Consider the following 15,911-nt stretch of genomic DNA (forward strand, 5'->3'; position numbering starts at 1 on the left):
CGATCCATTCGCGCCAAATCCGGCGGTTCAGCGGACGCTAGAGGCAGGCGATTGCGCCTGCCTCCTCACCATGCGACTAAACCGAAGGTCAGCCGCGCGGCTCCTGGCTCAGCGCCTTGAGAAAGCCGATCATCAGGAACAGCATCAGCACCATGAACGGCAGGCCCATGGCCACGGCCCCGGCCTGAATGCCTTTGAGCGCCGTATCGCCGCCAATCACGAACAACGTGATGGTCACCAGGGCAATCATCACCAGCCACAGCACGCGCTGCACCGGCGAGGTACCCGGATCACCACCCGCCGCCAGGTTGTCGACCACCAGGGCACCGGAGTCCATGGAGGTGACCATGAAGATGACCAGCAGGACCACCACCAGCACCGAGGTGACAGCCGCCAGCGGCAGCACTTCGAGGAACTGGAAGATCGCCATGTTGACGTCCGTCAAACCGGCGGCCAACGCGCCACTGCCGTCAATCACCTGGGCAATCGCACCGCCACCGAAGGCGCTGAACCAGAAGATCGCCACTATGGTCGGCACCACCATGACCACCCCGACCATCTGTCGCAGCGTGCGGCCCCGGGAGACGCGGGCGACGAACACCCCGACCAGCGGACCCCAGGTGCACCACCAGGCCCAATAGAAAACCGTCCAGCCCTGGAACCAGTCCTGATCCGGACGATCGACCCAGTTGGCCAACGGCAGGAAGAACTCGACAAAGTCGACGGTCGTATCCAGCACGCCCGAGAAGAAACTCAGCACGCCAATGCCGGCGACCACCAGCAGAAACAGGCCCAGCGCCAGCAGCATGTTGATGTTGCTGAGTAGCTTGACCCCGGCATCCATACCGCGCCACAGCGAGAATCCGGCCACGCCGGTCACCACCAGGATAAACAGCAGCTGCAGGCCGAAGGAGTTGGGGATGCCCAGCACATGCGAGATCCCAGCGGTCGCCTGCATGGCGCCGAGGCCCAGGGAGGTGGCCAAGCCGAACACTGTCAGCACCACGGTGAAGGTATCCACCAGTTGCCCGGGCAGGCCCTTGTGCGCCTTGCCGATCAGCGGTTGCAGGCCGGAGCTGAGGGAAAACGGCAGGCCCTTGTTGTAGGCAAAGAAACCCACCACCAGCGCACTGGTCAGGTAGATCGCCCAGGGATGAAAACCCCAGTGGAAGATGGTCGAACCCATGGCCGCATGCAGCGCTTCAGGGGTCTGTTTGGGTACGTTGAGCGGGGTTTTCCACCATTCGGTGTATTGCGCCACCGGTTCCGCCACGCCCCAATACAGCAGGCCGACGCCCATCCCGGCGGCGAACAGCATGGAAAACCAGGACAGGGTGCTGAACTCAGGCTTGGCGTGTTTACCGCCCAGGCGGATCGTACCGAACGGCGACAGCGCCAGGCCGGCGCAGAATAGAACGGCCAGATTGCCCATGATCATGATGAACCAGTCGCAGTTCTTCAGGATCCAGCCCTTGGTTCCTTCCAGGGCCTCGCCGAAGGCCGCGGGGTCATTCAGGGCCAGCAACACCAGGGCCAGCACGATAGAAAATGAAGCAGGAAAAATAACCCGATGGAAGTTCAAACCCAGTATCTGGATATTGAAATTCCGGGGCACTGAAGCATCGGCAGCAATGTCTTTCACGCAAGGATCCTCACTGTATTGTTTTTGTAGTCATGCCAATACCGAACAGCGTTTTAATGGCGTTAACCGCCAATAAAAACACACCCGCCGAATTGAACAGATAAGTGATGGTCGGGTAGCTAAGCGCTCGCCACAAATCATTTTATGTGCGCAATTAATGACTTTTGATCATCCATGCGCGTAACCAATCACAGCATCAATCGCAGACACTGGCGCAGGTCAGACCTGTCGCCATTAGCGCCGGTTAATCAGCCTTCTGAACCCGCGTTCCGGCTATGGTTTATTGGCGCAGAGGCCCTGGCTGAGGACGCGTACTTGCCACGACCGTTCATAACCAGTCGTCCTGCCAGGGGTATTGCGACAGCGCCTGGCAGCCATCGCGGGTGATCAGCACCTGTTGTTCGAGCTTGATGCCCTGCTTGCCGCCGCGCTCGCCGATATAACTCTCGACGCAGAGCACCATGTTTTCCTCGATGACCCCGTCGTAGCCGCTGCTGTCCCAGTCCGCGCCCTTGTGCGCCAGGGCCGGGTACTCGTCGGCCAGGCCGACGCCATGCACCACGCAGCAGTAGCGATTTTGCTGGTAGGGCTGGGGAATGTCCCAGGCGCGCTGGACGAACTCGCGGTGGCTGATGCCGGGGCGCAGCAGGTCCATGTTGTGATGGACCTGCTCGAAGGCCAGGGCATACAGCTTGCGTTGCTCGGCCGTCGGCGCGACATGGCCGACGGTCCAGGCCCGCGAAATGTCTGCGCAGTAGCCGTAGGGGCCGATCAGGTCAGTGTCGAACGAGACGATTTCACCCTGCTGCATCACCCGCTCACTGGACTCCTGCATCCACGGGTTGGTGCGCGGCCCGGAAGCCAGCAGACGGGTCTCGATCCACTCGCCGCCGTGGCGAATGTTCTCGTAGTGCAGCCAGGCCCACAGCTGGTTTTCGCTCATGCCCGGACGCTGCTCGTCATGCATGCGCTGGATGCCTTTCTCGCACACGGCGATGGTCCAGCGCATCAGTTCCAGTTCGGCGGCGGACTTAATCTTGCGCGCCTCTTCCATCAGGCTGTGACCCTCGACCAGGGTCAGACCCTGCGCCTGTAGAAGTTCGAGCCCCTCGAAGTCGGCCTTGTCCACCGCCAGCCGTGCGCCTGCACCGGCGTGCTGACGCAGCAGCTCGACGATTTCCGCGGCCCACAGCTTGGCCTTCTCGGAGATCCGCGAACCGGCGCCGAAATAACTCCAGCTCACCGCATGACGAATCTCGTCGAGCAGGCCGTTGCCCTCGTGCAGGTGCTCGCAGTTGTGGAACTCGAACAGGATCACCGGGCCCGTGGCGAACACCAGGGCGTAACGGGCGAAGTTGTGCAACGTCCACACCTGCATGTTCGAGGTGTCGGTGGCGTAGCGTATGTTCACCGGGTCGTAGAGCAGGATCGCCGCGCAATCGGCGGCCAGCAGTTGCTCGCGCACCCGCTGCAGGCGATAGGCCCGCGCCGCCTCCAGGGTCTGGGTGCTGACCGGGTTGCGCAACGGCTGGTTGGCGGACTCGCCGCTGGGGTACTTATTCTTGTTGTCGAACATGTGCTGGATTCCAGTGAACAGACTCGGATTAAAGGGACGCTGTTAGGTCAAACGCCCGATCGCTCGGGCAGTGCAGTCATCGCCGGCTGGGCTGCTGATTGCGGCTCTGCTTCGCTCGGGCTGGCCGGCTCGATCGCAGCGGCCAGGGTGGCGCTGGCCAAGCCGACTGGCGTGGCCTGGTGATGCAGCGGCGCATCCTCCTGCAGGTGCGCGCCGCTGACCTTGCCCTGGCCGACCGAGAGGGCCAGCAGCGCAGCGCAAGCGGCGGAAAAGTAGTACAGGCTGGAGGCGCCGAACCACTCCATCAGCGCGCCGGCCAGCAACGGGCCGATAGCGGCGCCGACGCCGTAGGTCACCAGCAACAGGCCGGCCAGGGACACGCGCAGTTCGGCTTCGATATTGTCGTTGGCCAGGGCCACGCCCAGCGGATACAGGCAGAACTGCAGAAAACCGATGCAGGCGCCGACCAACAGCAGGACGCCGAAGGACGGTTGCTGAGAGAAACCCAGCGGCAGGCAGGCGAGGACCAGCAGCACCGCCACGCCACGGATCAGGCTGGCCCGCGGCAAGCGATCGGACAGCCAGCCGAGGGGCAGTTGGGCGAGCAGGCCGGCGCCGATGATCATCGCCATGAACTGGCCGACCTCGGTGGTATCCAGGCCCTGGCGACTGGCATAGATGGCCGCCAGGCCGAAGAAGGCGCTGTAGATCATCCCGGCCATCAGCACGGTGATCAGTGACTGCGGCACCCGCTGGATAAACAGCTTGATATCCACAGGCGCCGGCTGCAGCGCGGCCGGGTGCATGCTGCGAGTCAGGGCCACCGGCACCAGGCACAGGGCAAAGGCCATGGCCACGCCAAGCAGCGCGTGGATGCCCAAATCGCCCTTCCAGCTCAGGGCCAGCTGGCCGAGCACCATGCCGACGTATATCGCCACCATGTAGATGCCCAGCACCTTGCCACGCTGGTCGCTGCGGGCGCGGTCGTTGAGCCAGCTTTCCAGCACCATCAGCTGGCACATCATCGCCAGACCGACCAACGCGCGCAGAAATAGCCAGAACGGCAAGGCACTGCTGAATTCGTGAGCCAATACGGCGGCGGAAATCACCCCGCCACAGGCGACATAGGTGCGGATATGCCCGACCTGCTGGATCAGCACGCGCCCGACCTTGCCGCCGGCCACCATGCCCAGGGCGTTGGCGGCCATCAGCGCGCCGCCCCAGAACTCGGCCACCCCGTCGGCGCTCAGGCGTAGCGCCAGGTAGGTCATGAGCAGGGTCGAGCCCAGCTGCATCAACAGGCTGGCCAGGTACAGCGCGCCGAAGGTCTTAGTCAGTCCGAGCATGCGTGGCTCCTTGGCCAGAACGAAGAAAACCGCCGCTCCCGGCTAGGGGAATGCGGCGGCAGTACGACCAGGGCGAAGGCCTGTCAGGCCAAACCGTGACGCTGCTTCCAGTCGCCCGGATGGACCACGTAACCGAACAGCGCATGGCCGCCGTAGACCAGCTCGGTGCCTTCCGGTATCCACAGCAGCTGGCCCGGCTTGACCTGGTACAGCTCACCGTTGGCCTGCAGCTCGAAACAGCCTTCGATGACGAAGATCACCTCGTCATACAGCAGGGTCCAGTGGACCTCGGCGCCCTCCCAGCGGGCAAAGCCGATGCCGATATTCGGCGACACTTCATTGCTGATGGCGCGGGCGACAAAGGCGGCGCCGGGCGGGCCGCCACGCGGGATGAACTCCAGGTCATGGTGATCGACCAGCAGCACCGGACCTTTTCCAGAAACGACCTGACTCATAACTCACTCCGACTGTTCCAGGCCGCCAGACGAATGCGCGAACGCACGCCGAGACCGAGGAAGGGTTCCGGCGGATTCAACGACGGCATGCCGGTGACTGCCTGGATGTCGCGCAACTGCGCCGAATCGGCACCCACCGCCAGATCGGCCAGCAGGGTGCCGGAGATGGTGCCCCAGGCCGCGCCGACGCCGTTGTCGCAGGCCGAGGCGTAGACGCCCTGCTCCAGCTCGCCGAAGAAGTTGGTGAAATTGCGCGAGATGGCGTAGACGCCGCCCCAGGTGTGGCTGAACGGTACGTTGGTCAGTTGCGGGAAGCGCGCCAGGAAGGCCTTGCGGTGATCCGCGCGCACGCTCGCACGCATCGCATCGCTGGTGCTCTGGCCGTACTTGGGCACGTGCTTGTAGGTGTTGCGAATGATCAGACGGCGATCCTGAGTCATGCGCACCGTAGTGCCGGCGTGGTCGGCCGGGGTCAGGCCCCAGTCGAGCTGGCCGCCATACACCTGCAGTTCGCTGTCGGTCAGCGGCCGGGTCCAGCTGGCGAAGGTCATCACCGGCAACAGGCGGTTGCGCAGGTAGCCGAACTCCTGGGTAAAGATGCTGGTGCCGAGCAACAGCTGCGGGGTGCGGATGCGGCCGTTATTGCCGTGCAGAATCCAGCCGCCCTGACCGTCACGCTCCAGACGCTGGATCGGCGACTCTTCCAGCAGCTCGACGTTGCCCGGCAGCGAGCGGCCAAGGCCGGTGACCAGCGCCGCCGGCTGCATCAGGTAGCAACCGGGGGTGTAGATCGCCCCGCTGTAATGGCCGGTGCCAAGCACCTTGGCCAGCTCGGCACGTTCGACCCGGTGGAACGGCTCGCCGAGGTCGCTCATCAGCTTCTCGAAATGATCGAGGTAAGCCAGACCACGCGGACCCACCGCGCCCTGGTACTTGCCGGCATGCGACCACTGGCAGTCGATCTTGTGGCTCTGGATCAGCCCCTGCAACTGGGCGATGGCGGCGCGATTGAGCGCCAGCAGGCGCTGCTTGTGCGCCGGGTCCGGATGCTCGAGGGCGAACTTGTGCGGCAGGTCGATGACGAAACCGGAGTTACGCCCGGAGGCGCCATAGGCCACGCGCTGGGCGTCGACCAGCAGGATGCGCGCCTCTGGATGGTGCTCGGCCAGCCGGCGGGCGGCGGCCAGGCCGGCGAAGCCGGCGCCGATCACCGTGTAGTCGGCGCGCTGCTCACCCTGCAGGCGGGTGCAGGCCGGTTGCTCGGGCAGAGCCGCATACCAGCCGCAGCTGGCGTCGTCGTAAGGCAACTTGATGGTATTTTTCATGCTACCGCCCTCAGGCCACAGCCCGTTGCGCGTTCTGACAGGATTGCAGCCAGCTGTTGCGCTGCAATTGTGCTTGGCGACCGAGCAGGACGAAGCCGTGCAGCGCCCCCTCGGCATCGTAATAACCGGCGCTCAGGCCATCGTCGGTAGCCGTGCAGCGCCATTCGCCGGTTACGCCAACAGCAGGCGGCAACAGGCACAGCGGCGCGGCCGGGGTCTTCACCGTCACCGGCATCAGCGGATAGCTGACCGCCGTCGGCTGGCCGAGCAGGGTCTTGCTCAGGGCCTGGATGCCCTGGTTGATCGGCGCCAGGTAGGGCAGCAGCTGACCGTTGATCTCGATGCAATCACCGAGGGCGAAGATCCCCGGCTGCGAGCACTGCAACCGGGCGTCCACCTGAATGCCCCGACCCACGGCGACGCCGGCCGTCTCGGCCAGGCCCAGATTGGGCCGCAGGCCAACAGCGGACAGCACCAGGTCGGCGTCCAGGCTCTGACCATCGGCGAGTGTCAGGCGATAGCCCTGCTCGGCCGAGTCGATGCGCTGCACGGTATTCTGCAGGTGCCAGCTCACGCCCATCTCGCCCAGGGCGGCCTGCAACTGCTGACCGGCCTCGACCGGCAGCAGGCGCTCCATCGGCCACTGACCGAGGCCGATGACGCTGACCTGGAAGCCGCTGCTGGCCAGATCGTTGGCAAACTCGCAGCCGATCAGGCCGTCACCGAGGATCGCCACCCGCTGCACGCCGACCAGGCGCTCACGGAAGCTCTGATAGTCGTGCAGATTGTTGACGCTGAGCAGCGCCGCCGTGTCGCCTTCGATCGGCAAACGGATTGGCGCCGCACCGCTGGCCAGCACCAACTGGCCGTAGTCCATCTCGCCGATGTTGGTGTGCAGGCGCCGCGCCACTGCGTCGATGCGCTCGACCGTGCAATACGGATAGACGCGGATCTTCAGGCGCTTCTCGATCGCCAGGGCCGACTCGCCCGACAACGCTGCGGCGCTCTTGCCCTGGGCCAGGCCGATGGACAGCGCCGGCTTGGAATACAGATGACCCGACTCCTGGGTCAGTACGCGGATCTCGACCAACGGATCGGCCCGGCGCAAGGCCTGAGCCAGGCCATAGCCGGCGTAACCACTGCCGATGATCACGATCGGCTGACGCGGCTGGGAGGCGGCCGGTTTTGCCGTTGCTGTCAGCGCCTGCGCCGACACGGAAGCGGTAACCGGCGCACTGACCGCGACGGCGGCAACCACAGGGCTGATATCGAGCATCTCGAAATCGTCCTTGCCGACGCCGCACTCGGGGCATTTCCAATCTTCCGGCACATCGTCCCAACGGGTGCCAGCGATGATGCCGTCATCCGGCCAGCCGAGGGCCTCGTCATAGATCAAACCGCACACTACACAGAGCCAGGTCTTGAACATGTCGCTTACTCCCCCGCTACGCGGATCGCTACGTTCTTGGTGCGCACATAGCTGTACAAGGCTTCCTGACCCTTCTCGCGGCCGAAACCGGACAAACCGACGCCGCCGAACGGCGTCTCGATACCACCGGCATACCACTCATTGACGAACACCTGGCCGGCCTTGAGGCGACGGGCGCAGCGCATGGCGCGGCTGATGTCCTGGGTGAACACGCCGGCGACCAGGCCGAATTCGGTGCCGTTGGCGATGGCGATGGCCTGTTCCTCGGTATCGAAGGGGATGATCGCCAGGACCGGGCCGAACACCTCTTCCTGGGCGATGCACATCTCGGGGCTTACATCGCGGAACACGGTCGGGCGCATATAGTGCCCGGCGCGGTCGCTGAAACGCTCACCACCGGTGGCCGCTACCGCGCCCTCCTCGATGGCGCGCCGACACAGGGTTTCGATGCTGGCCAGTTGCCCGGCACTGACCACCGGAGTGAGGTCTGGGTTGTCCTGGCCGACGCCGACGCTGAGGCCTTCGGCCAGGGCGACGACCGAGTCGACGATTTCTTCATAGATCTCGCGCTGCACCAGCAGGCGCGACATGGCCGAACAGACCTGGCCGGCATTGAAGAAGATGCCGCCCTTGACGCTGGACAGCAGCTGCTCGCGATCGGCATCGGCGAAGGCAATCGCCGCCGACTTGCCGCCCAATTCCATGACGCTGGGGATGGCGTGCTCGGCGGCGTCACGCAGGATGGTCTGGCCGGTCGCTACCGAGCCGGTGAAGACGATCTGATCGACGCTGCGATGGCCGACCAGGTGGCTGCCGACCTCACGGCCACGGCCGCAGATCAGGTTGACCGCGCCATTTGGCAAGCCGGCCTTAGCGATGGCGCGAATCAGCACGCACATGCCCAGCGGCGACAGCTCCGGCGACTTGATCACCACCGCATTACCGGCGGCCAGGGCCGGAGCCAGCGAGCGGGCACAGATCGACACCGGGAAGTTCCAGGGCACGATTTGCGCCGAGACGCCCATCGGCTCGTACAGGGTGAAATCCATGTAACCGTTGCCCAGCGGGATCGAGGTGCCCTCGATCTTGTCGGCCATGCCGGCGTAGTACTCGAAGTAGCGCGCCGCCTCGGTGAACTCGTCGCGAGCATCGTTCAGGCTCTTGCCGTTTTCCTGGCACAGCACCCAGGCACCTTCGTCGGCGAGCGCACGAATCTCTTCGGCGATACGCAGCAGCCAGGTGACTCGCTGCGCCGGGCGCACGCTGCTCAGCGCGCCGCTGTCGGCGCAACGGCGGGCAGCCAGCACGGCGCGCTCGGCATCGGCGAGCGTGGCCTGGGCGATGGTCGCCAGCGGCTCGCCGGTGCCAGGGTTGTTTACCTTCAGCTGCTGAGCGCTATCGAGCCACTCACCGTCGATGTAGTTGAGCCAGTGGGATGCAATCGGATACATGGCGGCCTCCTCAGGCGGACGGTACGGTGGCCAGCAGCTGACGCGCAGCCCACTGATGGAAGAAGTGGGTCGGGATGTCCATCTCCGGGGAGAAGGCGCCGCCCTTGTAGCCCGGCGAATGACGGCCCTTCTGCATGCCTTCGACCGAGGCGATGTCCTCGGCGAATACCACCTTCCAGGACTCCAGAATGGCGTTACGGCAGGCGGCGTACTCGTCGCCCAGGGCCTCGTCGCCGACGTAGAACAGGCGCAGGTGCTCGATGGTACGGCCCGGCGCAACCGGCTCCAGCTGCATGGCGAAGGCGTGGTCGGCCTGGATGCCGAGCAACACGTTGGGGAAGAACGCCACGTATTCGGCGTTGCGCAGACGGTCCTGCGGCCAGCTCGGGAACTGCGGCAGGTGCGTACCGGCGACGTCAGACAGGTTGTAGGCGTAGCTGCCCTGACCGGCGAAATGCTCGTCGAAGAGGATGTTGTAGTGGTCTTCCAGGCGCGAATAGGTATTCAGGCTCGGGTGCACCCACGGCAGGTGGTAGGCCTCGCAGTAGTTCTCTACCGCCAGCTTCCAGTTGCAGTTGATGTCCAGGGTGGTGGCGTCGTGGCCCGGACGGCGGCGCAGCAGACTCATGCCGTCGTCACCGAGGAACTGGCTCCAGCGCGCGGTCAGCGGCGCGAGCATGTCTTCCAACGATTGGGCGTCGCCGGACAGGTTGACGAACACCATGTCCATCCAGATGGCGCTGCGGATGGCCTTCAAGCCGTGCTTTTCGCAGGCGAAGCGCTCGTCCTTGTGCACATCGATACCACCGACGTGCGGCGTGCCGCGCAGGCCGCCATTGAGGTCGTAAGTCCAGGAGTGGTAGGGGCAACGGATCACGCCCTGCACGGTGCCCTCTTCCTGCACCAGCTTCATGCCGCGGTGGCTGCAGACGTTGTGGAACACCTGCACCAGACCCTCGCGATTGCGCATCAGCAGCAGCGGCAGGCCCATGAAGTCGACCGGCTTGACCGAGCCGTTCTGGGTCAGGTCGCTGGCGAAGCCAACACAGGCCCAGGTCTTGCCCATCACCTGATCGCGCTCCAGCTCGAAATGACGCTGCTCGATATAAAACTCGTTAGCCAGGCCAGTGGCCTCATGGATCGGGTTGAGGACAGTTTCCAGTTGTTGCACCGGAATATGTTGAGCGATGGAGTTGGTCATTGTTGTTCTCCCCTGCTGGGCACGGTGACTGATTGATCGGCAGGCTCGCTGGCCAGGTCCGTTGGCAGCGAGTTTCGAGAATCTGGGGATAGTTCGACAAACGATTTTTAACGGCTGGATTTATGACTTTTAATCATCCATTCAGCAGACCATGCTCAGCGGCTTGATTGGCCGCTGCCAGCCCGGTAACGGGGGCTTGCATATGCGCAAAGATCATCAATCCATGACAATAAATGGCTTGTTCGAGGGGCCGGGGAAACGCCACTTTAGCCACCACCAAACCAGCCCACCGGAATCAACAGAAGGCGGGCACCAGCGCCGGCTGCGCGCGACAGACACCCATACAGGCTCGCCTGCCCTGACGCAGGTCGATAGATTTGAACGGACTTATCGGGTGCTATTGGTGATGCCGGCAGGCTGGAAAGCATCCAACAGCCATCGAACAGCGAATTCATCCTGCACTTGAGTTTTGTCACGACGCGTTGCTTGCGTCAGGCAGCTCCGCTGGCCTTCCCACGCCATCACCGGGATACCAGTCGCTAACGCAGGAACACTCCCAGGACGACCCCGGCATTGCGCCTACGGTCGTGCTGGGCGGGGCCACTCCCCTCGCGCTACCCGCGCGAACGGCCTGCTGAGGAATAGCCGCGCATAGTCCAACACTAGCGCCGCGACTGCTCCATGCAACGCTGCCGCAGGCCACAAGCCTGCGGCAGCGTTCGTTTCGGCCCGGTAGTTAGGCGCCGGCACCGAGCGTTGCGTCGTCCAGCGCAGGCGGCAACTGCTCAAGCAACCAGGCGCGGAAGCACTTGACGCTCTGACGCATCGCACCCCGGCCGAGCGGCTCGAGCAGGCAGAACTGCGCATCCGACTGCAACACGGTATCGATCGGCCTAACCAGGGCGCCGGTCTGCAGGTGGTTGTCGACCAGGTTCGACCAGGCCAGCGCAATGCCTTGGCCACTGAGCGCCGATTGAATCAGCATCGAGTAACTGTTGATGTTGATCCGCCGCCTGGGCTCGACGCCTTTGAGGCCCAGGCGCTGGAACCACTCGGACCAGCCGATCCAGTCGCGCTGCGGATCTTCCAGCCACAGCCAGGTGCAGTCGGCCAGCTGCTGCGGGGTGCTCAGCGTCGGGTTCTTGGCCAGATAGCCCGGGCTGCACACCGGGAACACTTCCTCGGCAAACAGCGGCGTCACCTGCATGTCTTTGGGCGGGGTGCGGCAGTAGTACAACGCCAGATCGCAATCCAGGCGGGAGAAATCCTTGACCTGGTCATAGGCGATGATGCGCAGGTCAATCTCTTCGTTATCGCGCTGAAACTCCGCCACCTTGGGCAGCAGCCACAACGAGGCCATCGCCGTACTGGTGACCACGGTCACCTGTTGGGCGCCCTGCCAGTGGCGAATTTCACCGGTGGCATGGGCCAGCTGCATCAACGCGGTTCGTACCGTCTCATAGTACTGGCCACCGGTCGGGCTCAAGTTGATCGCCCGTGTGGTGCGTTCGAACAGGGTCTTGCCCAGGTAGTCCTCGAGCAGGCGCACCTGGCGGCTGATCGCGCCCTGGGTGACGTTCAGTTCGTGCGCCGCCAGGGTAAAACTCAGGTGGCGCGCAGCCGCTTCGAAAGCCACCAGGCTGTTGAGTGGAGGCAGGGGATGGATTTTCATGCAGGCAAGATCACGCAGTGTTTTAGTTATGTCCCCGCAGTTTAGAACCATGCATGCGCTAAACACAGCGCGCGAACAAGCAATCGTGCCAGATAGGCGAAATCAGTGCCGCGGACTAACCGGCCCCGGCTGCCCCGACCTCCTCCGCCGCTGCGGGAGTAGCAGGGTCAGGCCCAACGTCGAGGTACGCCTGGTTTTCCTCGCGAATGCGCCGCGCCTGCTCGTCGTAGAGAAATGGCAGAAACATGTAACGCTGACCGCGCGTCACAGGCATGGCTTCATGCAGCAACCCGCAGGAGAACACCACCGCGCCGCCTGGCGGCGCGGTATACAAGCCCGGGCCAAATTCGGGGAAGCGCAGAAAACCACCGTCGTACTCGCCACTGTTGAGGAACAGTGATATCGCAAACCGTCGATGCGCCGTGCCCTTGGTGGTGTTGTCGCGGTGCGCGCGAAAATGCCCACCCTCACTGGCGTCGTAGCAGCCGACCAGATAGCGCTCCATGCGCGTGACGTGAAACTGGAAGGCCTTGAGGATTTCCGGCACTACCCGCTCATAAATCCGTCGCCGACAGGCCTGGCGCAACGCCTCATCCTCAAGCGTGCAGTCGCGCCGACTCTTGTGGTCCTGGCCAAGGACCATCACCGTTTTGCCATTGATGTCCTGCATGAAGCCTGAAGGTTCGCCGCCCTGGGTGCGGTAATAGTCCATCAACGCCTGGCATAAACTCGGCTCGAATACCCGTGGCAGCACCAGCACCGGCGCCTGCGTCCTGGCCGGGTACGCCGGGCCGATCGCCGGCAAGCGATCCAGCAGCGCCAGCACAGCCGTTACGTGCGCCTGCGCGGTAGCGGCGAACGGCAGCACGGCCATCACCCGCAACATCGGATCGAGCAGGTAGGTCACCTTGCGGTAACCACCATCCTCCTGCAGTGCGCCGTATAGCCCGCTGATCTGGCGGTCGAAATCCCAGAAGTAACGGACCCCGGGCAACTCGGTGACAACCCGCCGCAGCCGTTCGTCCTCGGGATCAACCGTGACGCCAAACAACGACAGGTTGTAATCATCGAAACGCGCTCGATTGACGGCCAGCAGCGCCAACACCTGGGCACTGATGGGGTCGGCGGCGGAACCGAGAAAACTCAGCAGCAGATAGCGACCGGCGACCGTGTCGAAGACGAAGCGTTCGCGGGTTTCGGTTCGGCAGGTGAACCAGGGGGCAGGCTCGCCTAAGCCCAGCAGTGCAGTGCGCATGATGTTCAGCCTCCATGCAGGCGTAACCGCCTACCGATTTAGCCAAGGGTCGCTAACAAGAATAGCTGGCCTGAGGCATTCAACCTCCGTCATAGCGCCGCTATGTGTGGGTGAAGTGCGGCCATGCGGCGCGAAGCTCTGCGGCCAACAGATCCGCTATAGAAAACGGCCCATCACCAAGGCAATGGGCCGCTACAACACAAGCGTAGCGCCTGCAGCTACGACAAACCACGCAGGCAGGGCCAGGCTCTAACAGGTCGTTGAAAAACTACCTACGTTGCCGATACGACGTTAAAAACAGGCTCGGCATGCTCATTTACAGCTCGTAAACTCCGCTTCCTCGCCTGTTTTTGCCTTGTCTCGGCTGCCTCGCCTACGTTTTTTCAACGGCCTGCTAAGGCATGTTGCCGATGATCTTGCGTATCTCTTGCTCCGAGAAACCGCGCAGTGTCTGCGTGCGCGTATTGCCGAGCGAGCCGACTTTCAACAGCAGGGAGGTGGCGGCCTCCTCGTCCCCCTCGACGATCAGCACCAGATCGTAACTGCCGACGGTCCAGTAGACCGCCTTGACCGCTACGCCGGCCTTTTCACCCAGCGCCTTGAATGCCTGAAAACGATCCGGTGAGTCTTTGACCGATCGAATGCCCTGATCGGTGAAGTTAACCAGCGAGATGAAGGTTGCCATGATTACACCCCTTGTCAGGGTTGCCCAATGGCGGTCACAGAGCCGGCAGCGATTACCTGGAAGAGGGCCGCCATTCTTCCAAACCCGCGAGTCCGACCATCGATTACTTGCGCCTGTTGCTGGCGCAGCACTGGACGGGCTGAGGTCACTGCCCCACTCCACCGGTGTGTCTTCAGGCATAGCAGGCTAGTGCAGCACACGCATGACCACTGATCCGCACAGGCAAAAAAAACCGGCCCAACACAACGAGGTGTGGGCCGGTAAAGCACTATCGGGTCGTCGTGGAGCCCGAGCCGGGCATCAGCATTGAAATCCTGACTCGGGCGCCTCGCCTGCAGACGACCGGCTGCAGGCGGGGATGCAACTCATCAGGCCAGCTTGCGCTCGACCTCGTCGAACTGGGCTTGCACTGCGGCTTCCGGCTCCTCGGTCAGCAGGCTGACAACGATGATGGCAACGGTTGCCAGGATGAAGCCGGGAATGATCTCGTACAGATCGAAGATCCCGCCGGACAGTTGCTTCCAGATCACCACGGTCAGACCACCGAGGACGATGCCAGCCAGGGCGCCATTGCGGTTCATGCGCTTCCAGTACAGCGACAGCAGGATGGCCGGGCCGAAGGCGGCGCCGAAACCAGCCCAGGCGTAGGACACCAGGCCGAGCACGGTATTGTCCGGGTTCAACGCCAGCACCAGGGCGATGATCGCAATCAGGACCACGGCGCCACGGCCGATCCAGACCAACTCGGTATCGCCGGCATCTTTCTTCAGGATGGCCTTGTAGAAGTCTTCGGCCAGGGCCGAGGAGCTAACCAGCAGTTGCGAGTCGGCGGTGGACATGATCGCTGCCAGCACGGCGGCCATCAGGATGCCGGCCACTACCGGGTGGAACAGGCTGTTGACCAGCACCATGAAGACGGTTTCGGCGTCGGCCAGGTCGGTGTCCAGGTAACCCAAGGCTACCCAGCCGATGGACAGGGCAGCAACCAGGGTCAGGGCCGTCCAGCTCACCGCAATGCGACGGGCAGTCGGAATGTCCTTGTCATCGGAAATCGCCTTGAAACGCGCGAGGATGTGCGGCTGGCCAAAGTAGCCCAGGCCCCAACCGACCAGCGAGAGAATCGCGATAATGCCCAGCGGTTGGCCTTCGGCATCGTTGAAAAAGGTCAGCAGCTCGGGGTTCTTCGCGGCAATTGCCAGGTGTGCGGCGTCGACACCGCCTACTGCGTTAAGGGCGAATACCGGCACCAATACCAGTGCGGCCGCCATCAGCAGGCCTTGCACCACGTCGGTCCAGGCCACGGCGAGGAAGCCGCCGAACAGGGTGTAGGAAACCACCGCCAGGGTGCCGACGATCACGGCGATCTGGTAGTCGAAACCGAACACGGTCTCGAACAGCTTGCCGGATGCCACCAGGCCAGAGCTGGTGTAGAACAGGAAGAAGGTCAGGATGATCAGCGCCGACACCACCCGCAGGGCGCGGGATTTGTCGTTGAAGCGATGCTCGAAGTAGGACGGCATGGTCACCGAGTCATTAGCCGTGTGCGAGTACACGCGCAGGCGCTGAGCGACGAACAGCCAGTTCAGCCAGGTACCCGCCAGCAGGCCACCCGCGATCCAGGTGGCTTCGAAACCGGCCACCAGGGCATAGCCCGGCAGACCGAGCAGTAGCCAGCCACTCATATCGGAAGCGCCAGCCGACAGCGCCGCAGTGGTCGGACCGATGGAGCGGCCGCCGAGGATGTAATCGGACAGATTGCTGGTACGTTTGTAGGCCACCAGGCCCAACCACAACATCAGTATCAGGTAGACCACGAAGGTCACCCCTACAACAAAAACGTTCTGCTCGTTCATCTTGTTGTTCTCTTATTTGGC

At 63.5% G+C, this 15,911-nt stretch carries 12 protein-coding genes and 1 pseudogene; all 13 read right to left on the reverse strand.

The features are described 5' to 3' along the window. Positions 1 to 88 precede the first annotated feature (88 nt). Positions 89 to 1,642, reverse strand: coding sequence for a BCCT family transporter (locus B2D37_RS11440; RefSeq protein ID WP_079202802.1), 1,554 nt, complete (start codon positions 1,640 to 1,642; stop codon positions 89 to 91). Between the two features lie 328 nt (positions 1,643 to 1,970). Next, on the reverse strand, positions 1,971 to 3,218 hold the full coding sequence (locus tag B2D37_RS11445) for a Xaa-Pro peptidase family protein (RefSeq protein WP_079202803.1): 1,248 nt from the start codon (positions 3,216 to 3,218) through the stop codon (positions 1,971 to 1,973). Between the two features lie 47 nt (positions 3,219 to 3,265). Continuing rightward, positions 3,266 to 4,564 carry an MFS transporter gene (locus B2D37_RS11450; RefSeq protein WP_177345214.1) on the reverse strand — a complete coding sequence of 433 codons (1,299 nt, stop codon included), beginning with the start codon at positions 4,562 to 4,564 and terminating at the stop codon, positions 3,266 to 3,268. Positions 4,565 to 4,647: 83 nt separating this feature from the next. Beyond that, positions 4,648 to 5,019, reverse strand: a complete 372-nt coding sequence (locus B2D37_RS11455; protein WP_079202804.1) for an ethanolamine utilization protein EutQ — start codon at positions 5,017 to 5,019, stop codon at positions 4,648 to 4,650. Continuing rightward, positions 5,016 to 6,344, reverse strand: coding sequence for an FAD-binding oxidoreductase (locus B2D37_RS11460; protein ID WP_079202805.1), 1,329 nt, complete (start codon positions 6,342 to 6,344; stop codon positions 5,016 to 5,018). The genes B2D37_RS11455 and B2D37_RS11460 overlap by 4 nt, the downstream gene beginning before the upstream one ends. A gap of 10 nt (positions 6,345 to 6,354) precedes the next feature. After that, a complete protein-coding gene (locus tag B2D37_RS11465) occupies positions 6,355 to 7,620 on the reverse strand; it encodes an FAD-dependent oxidoreductase (protein ID WP_256573201.1) in 1,266 nt (421 codons plus the stop codon). After that, positions 7,609 to 7,773, reverse strand: a pseudogene (locus B2D37_RS23685) (rubredoxin); the annotation flags it as partial. The gene B2D37_RS11465 and the pseudogene B2D37_RS23685, both read right to left, overlap by 12 nt. Before the next feature lie 5 nt (positions 7,774 to 7,778). Further along, positions 7,779 to 9,224 carry an aldehyde dehydrogenase family protein gene (locus B2D37_RS11470; RefSeq protein ID WP_079202807.1) on the reverse strand — a complete coding sequence of 482 codons (1,446 nt, stop codon included), beginning with the start codon at positions 9,222 to 9,224 and terminating at the stop codon, positions 7,779 to 7,781. Between the two features lie 10 nt (positions 9,225 to 9,234). Beyond that, positions 9,235 to 10,425 (reverse strand): aromatic ring-hydroxylating dioxygenase subunit alpha, encoded by a 1,191-nt coding sequence (locus B2D37_RS11475; protein WP_177345215.1) that lies wholly within the window; start codon positions 10,423 to 10,425, stop codon positions 9,235 to 9,237. A 736-nt stretch (positions 10,426 to 11,161) separates the two neighbouring features. Beyond that, on the reverse strand, positions 11,162 to 12,097 hold the full coding sequence (locus tag B2D37_RS11480) for a LysR substrate-binding domain-containing protein (protein WP_079202808.1): 936 nt from the start codon (positions 12,095 to 12,097) through the stop codon (positions 11,162 to 11,164). Positions 12,098 to 12,212: 115 nt separating this feature from the next. Continuing rightward, positions 12,213 to 13,352, reverse strand: coding sequence for a 2OG-Fe(II) oxygenase (locus tag B2D37_RS11485; protein ID WP_079202809.1), 1,140 nt, complete (start codon positions 13,350 to 13,352; stop codon positions 12,213 to 12,215). A gap of 394 nt (positions 13,353 to 13,746) precedes the next feature. Beyond that, positions 13,747 to 14,037: a GYD domain-containing protein gene (locus B2D37_RS11490; RefSeq protein ID WP_079202810.1), complete on the reverse strand. Its 291-nt coding sequence runs from the start codon at positions 14,035 to 14,037 to the stop codon at positions 13,747 to 13,749. 368 nt (positions 14,038 to 14,405) lie between these two features. Further along, the gene (gene putP, locus B2D37_RS11495) at positions 14,406 to 15,890 is read right to left on the reverse strand and encodes a sodium/proline symporter PutP (protein WP_079202811.1); all 1,485 of its coding nucleotides are present in this window, start codon (positions 15,888 to 15,890) and stop codon (positions 14,406 to 14,408) included. Positions 15,891 to 15,911 lie beyond the last annotated feature (21 nt).

Source organism: Pseudomonas sp. CC6-YY-74, from assembly GCF_002025205.1.
Taxonomy (GTDB): domain Bacteria; phylum Pseudomonadota; class Gammaproteobacteria; order Pseudomonadales; family Pseudomonadaceae; genus Aquipseudomonas; species Aquipseudomonas paeninsulae.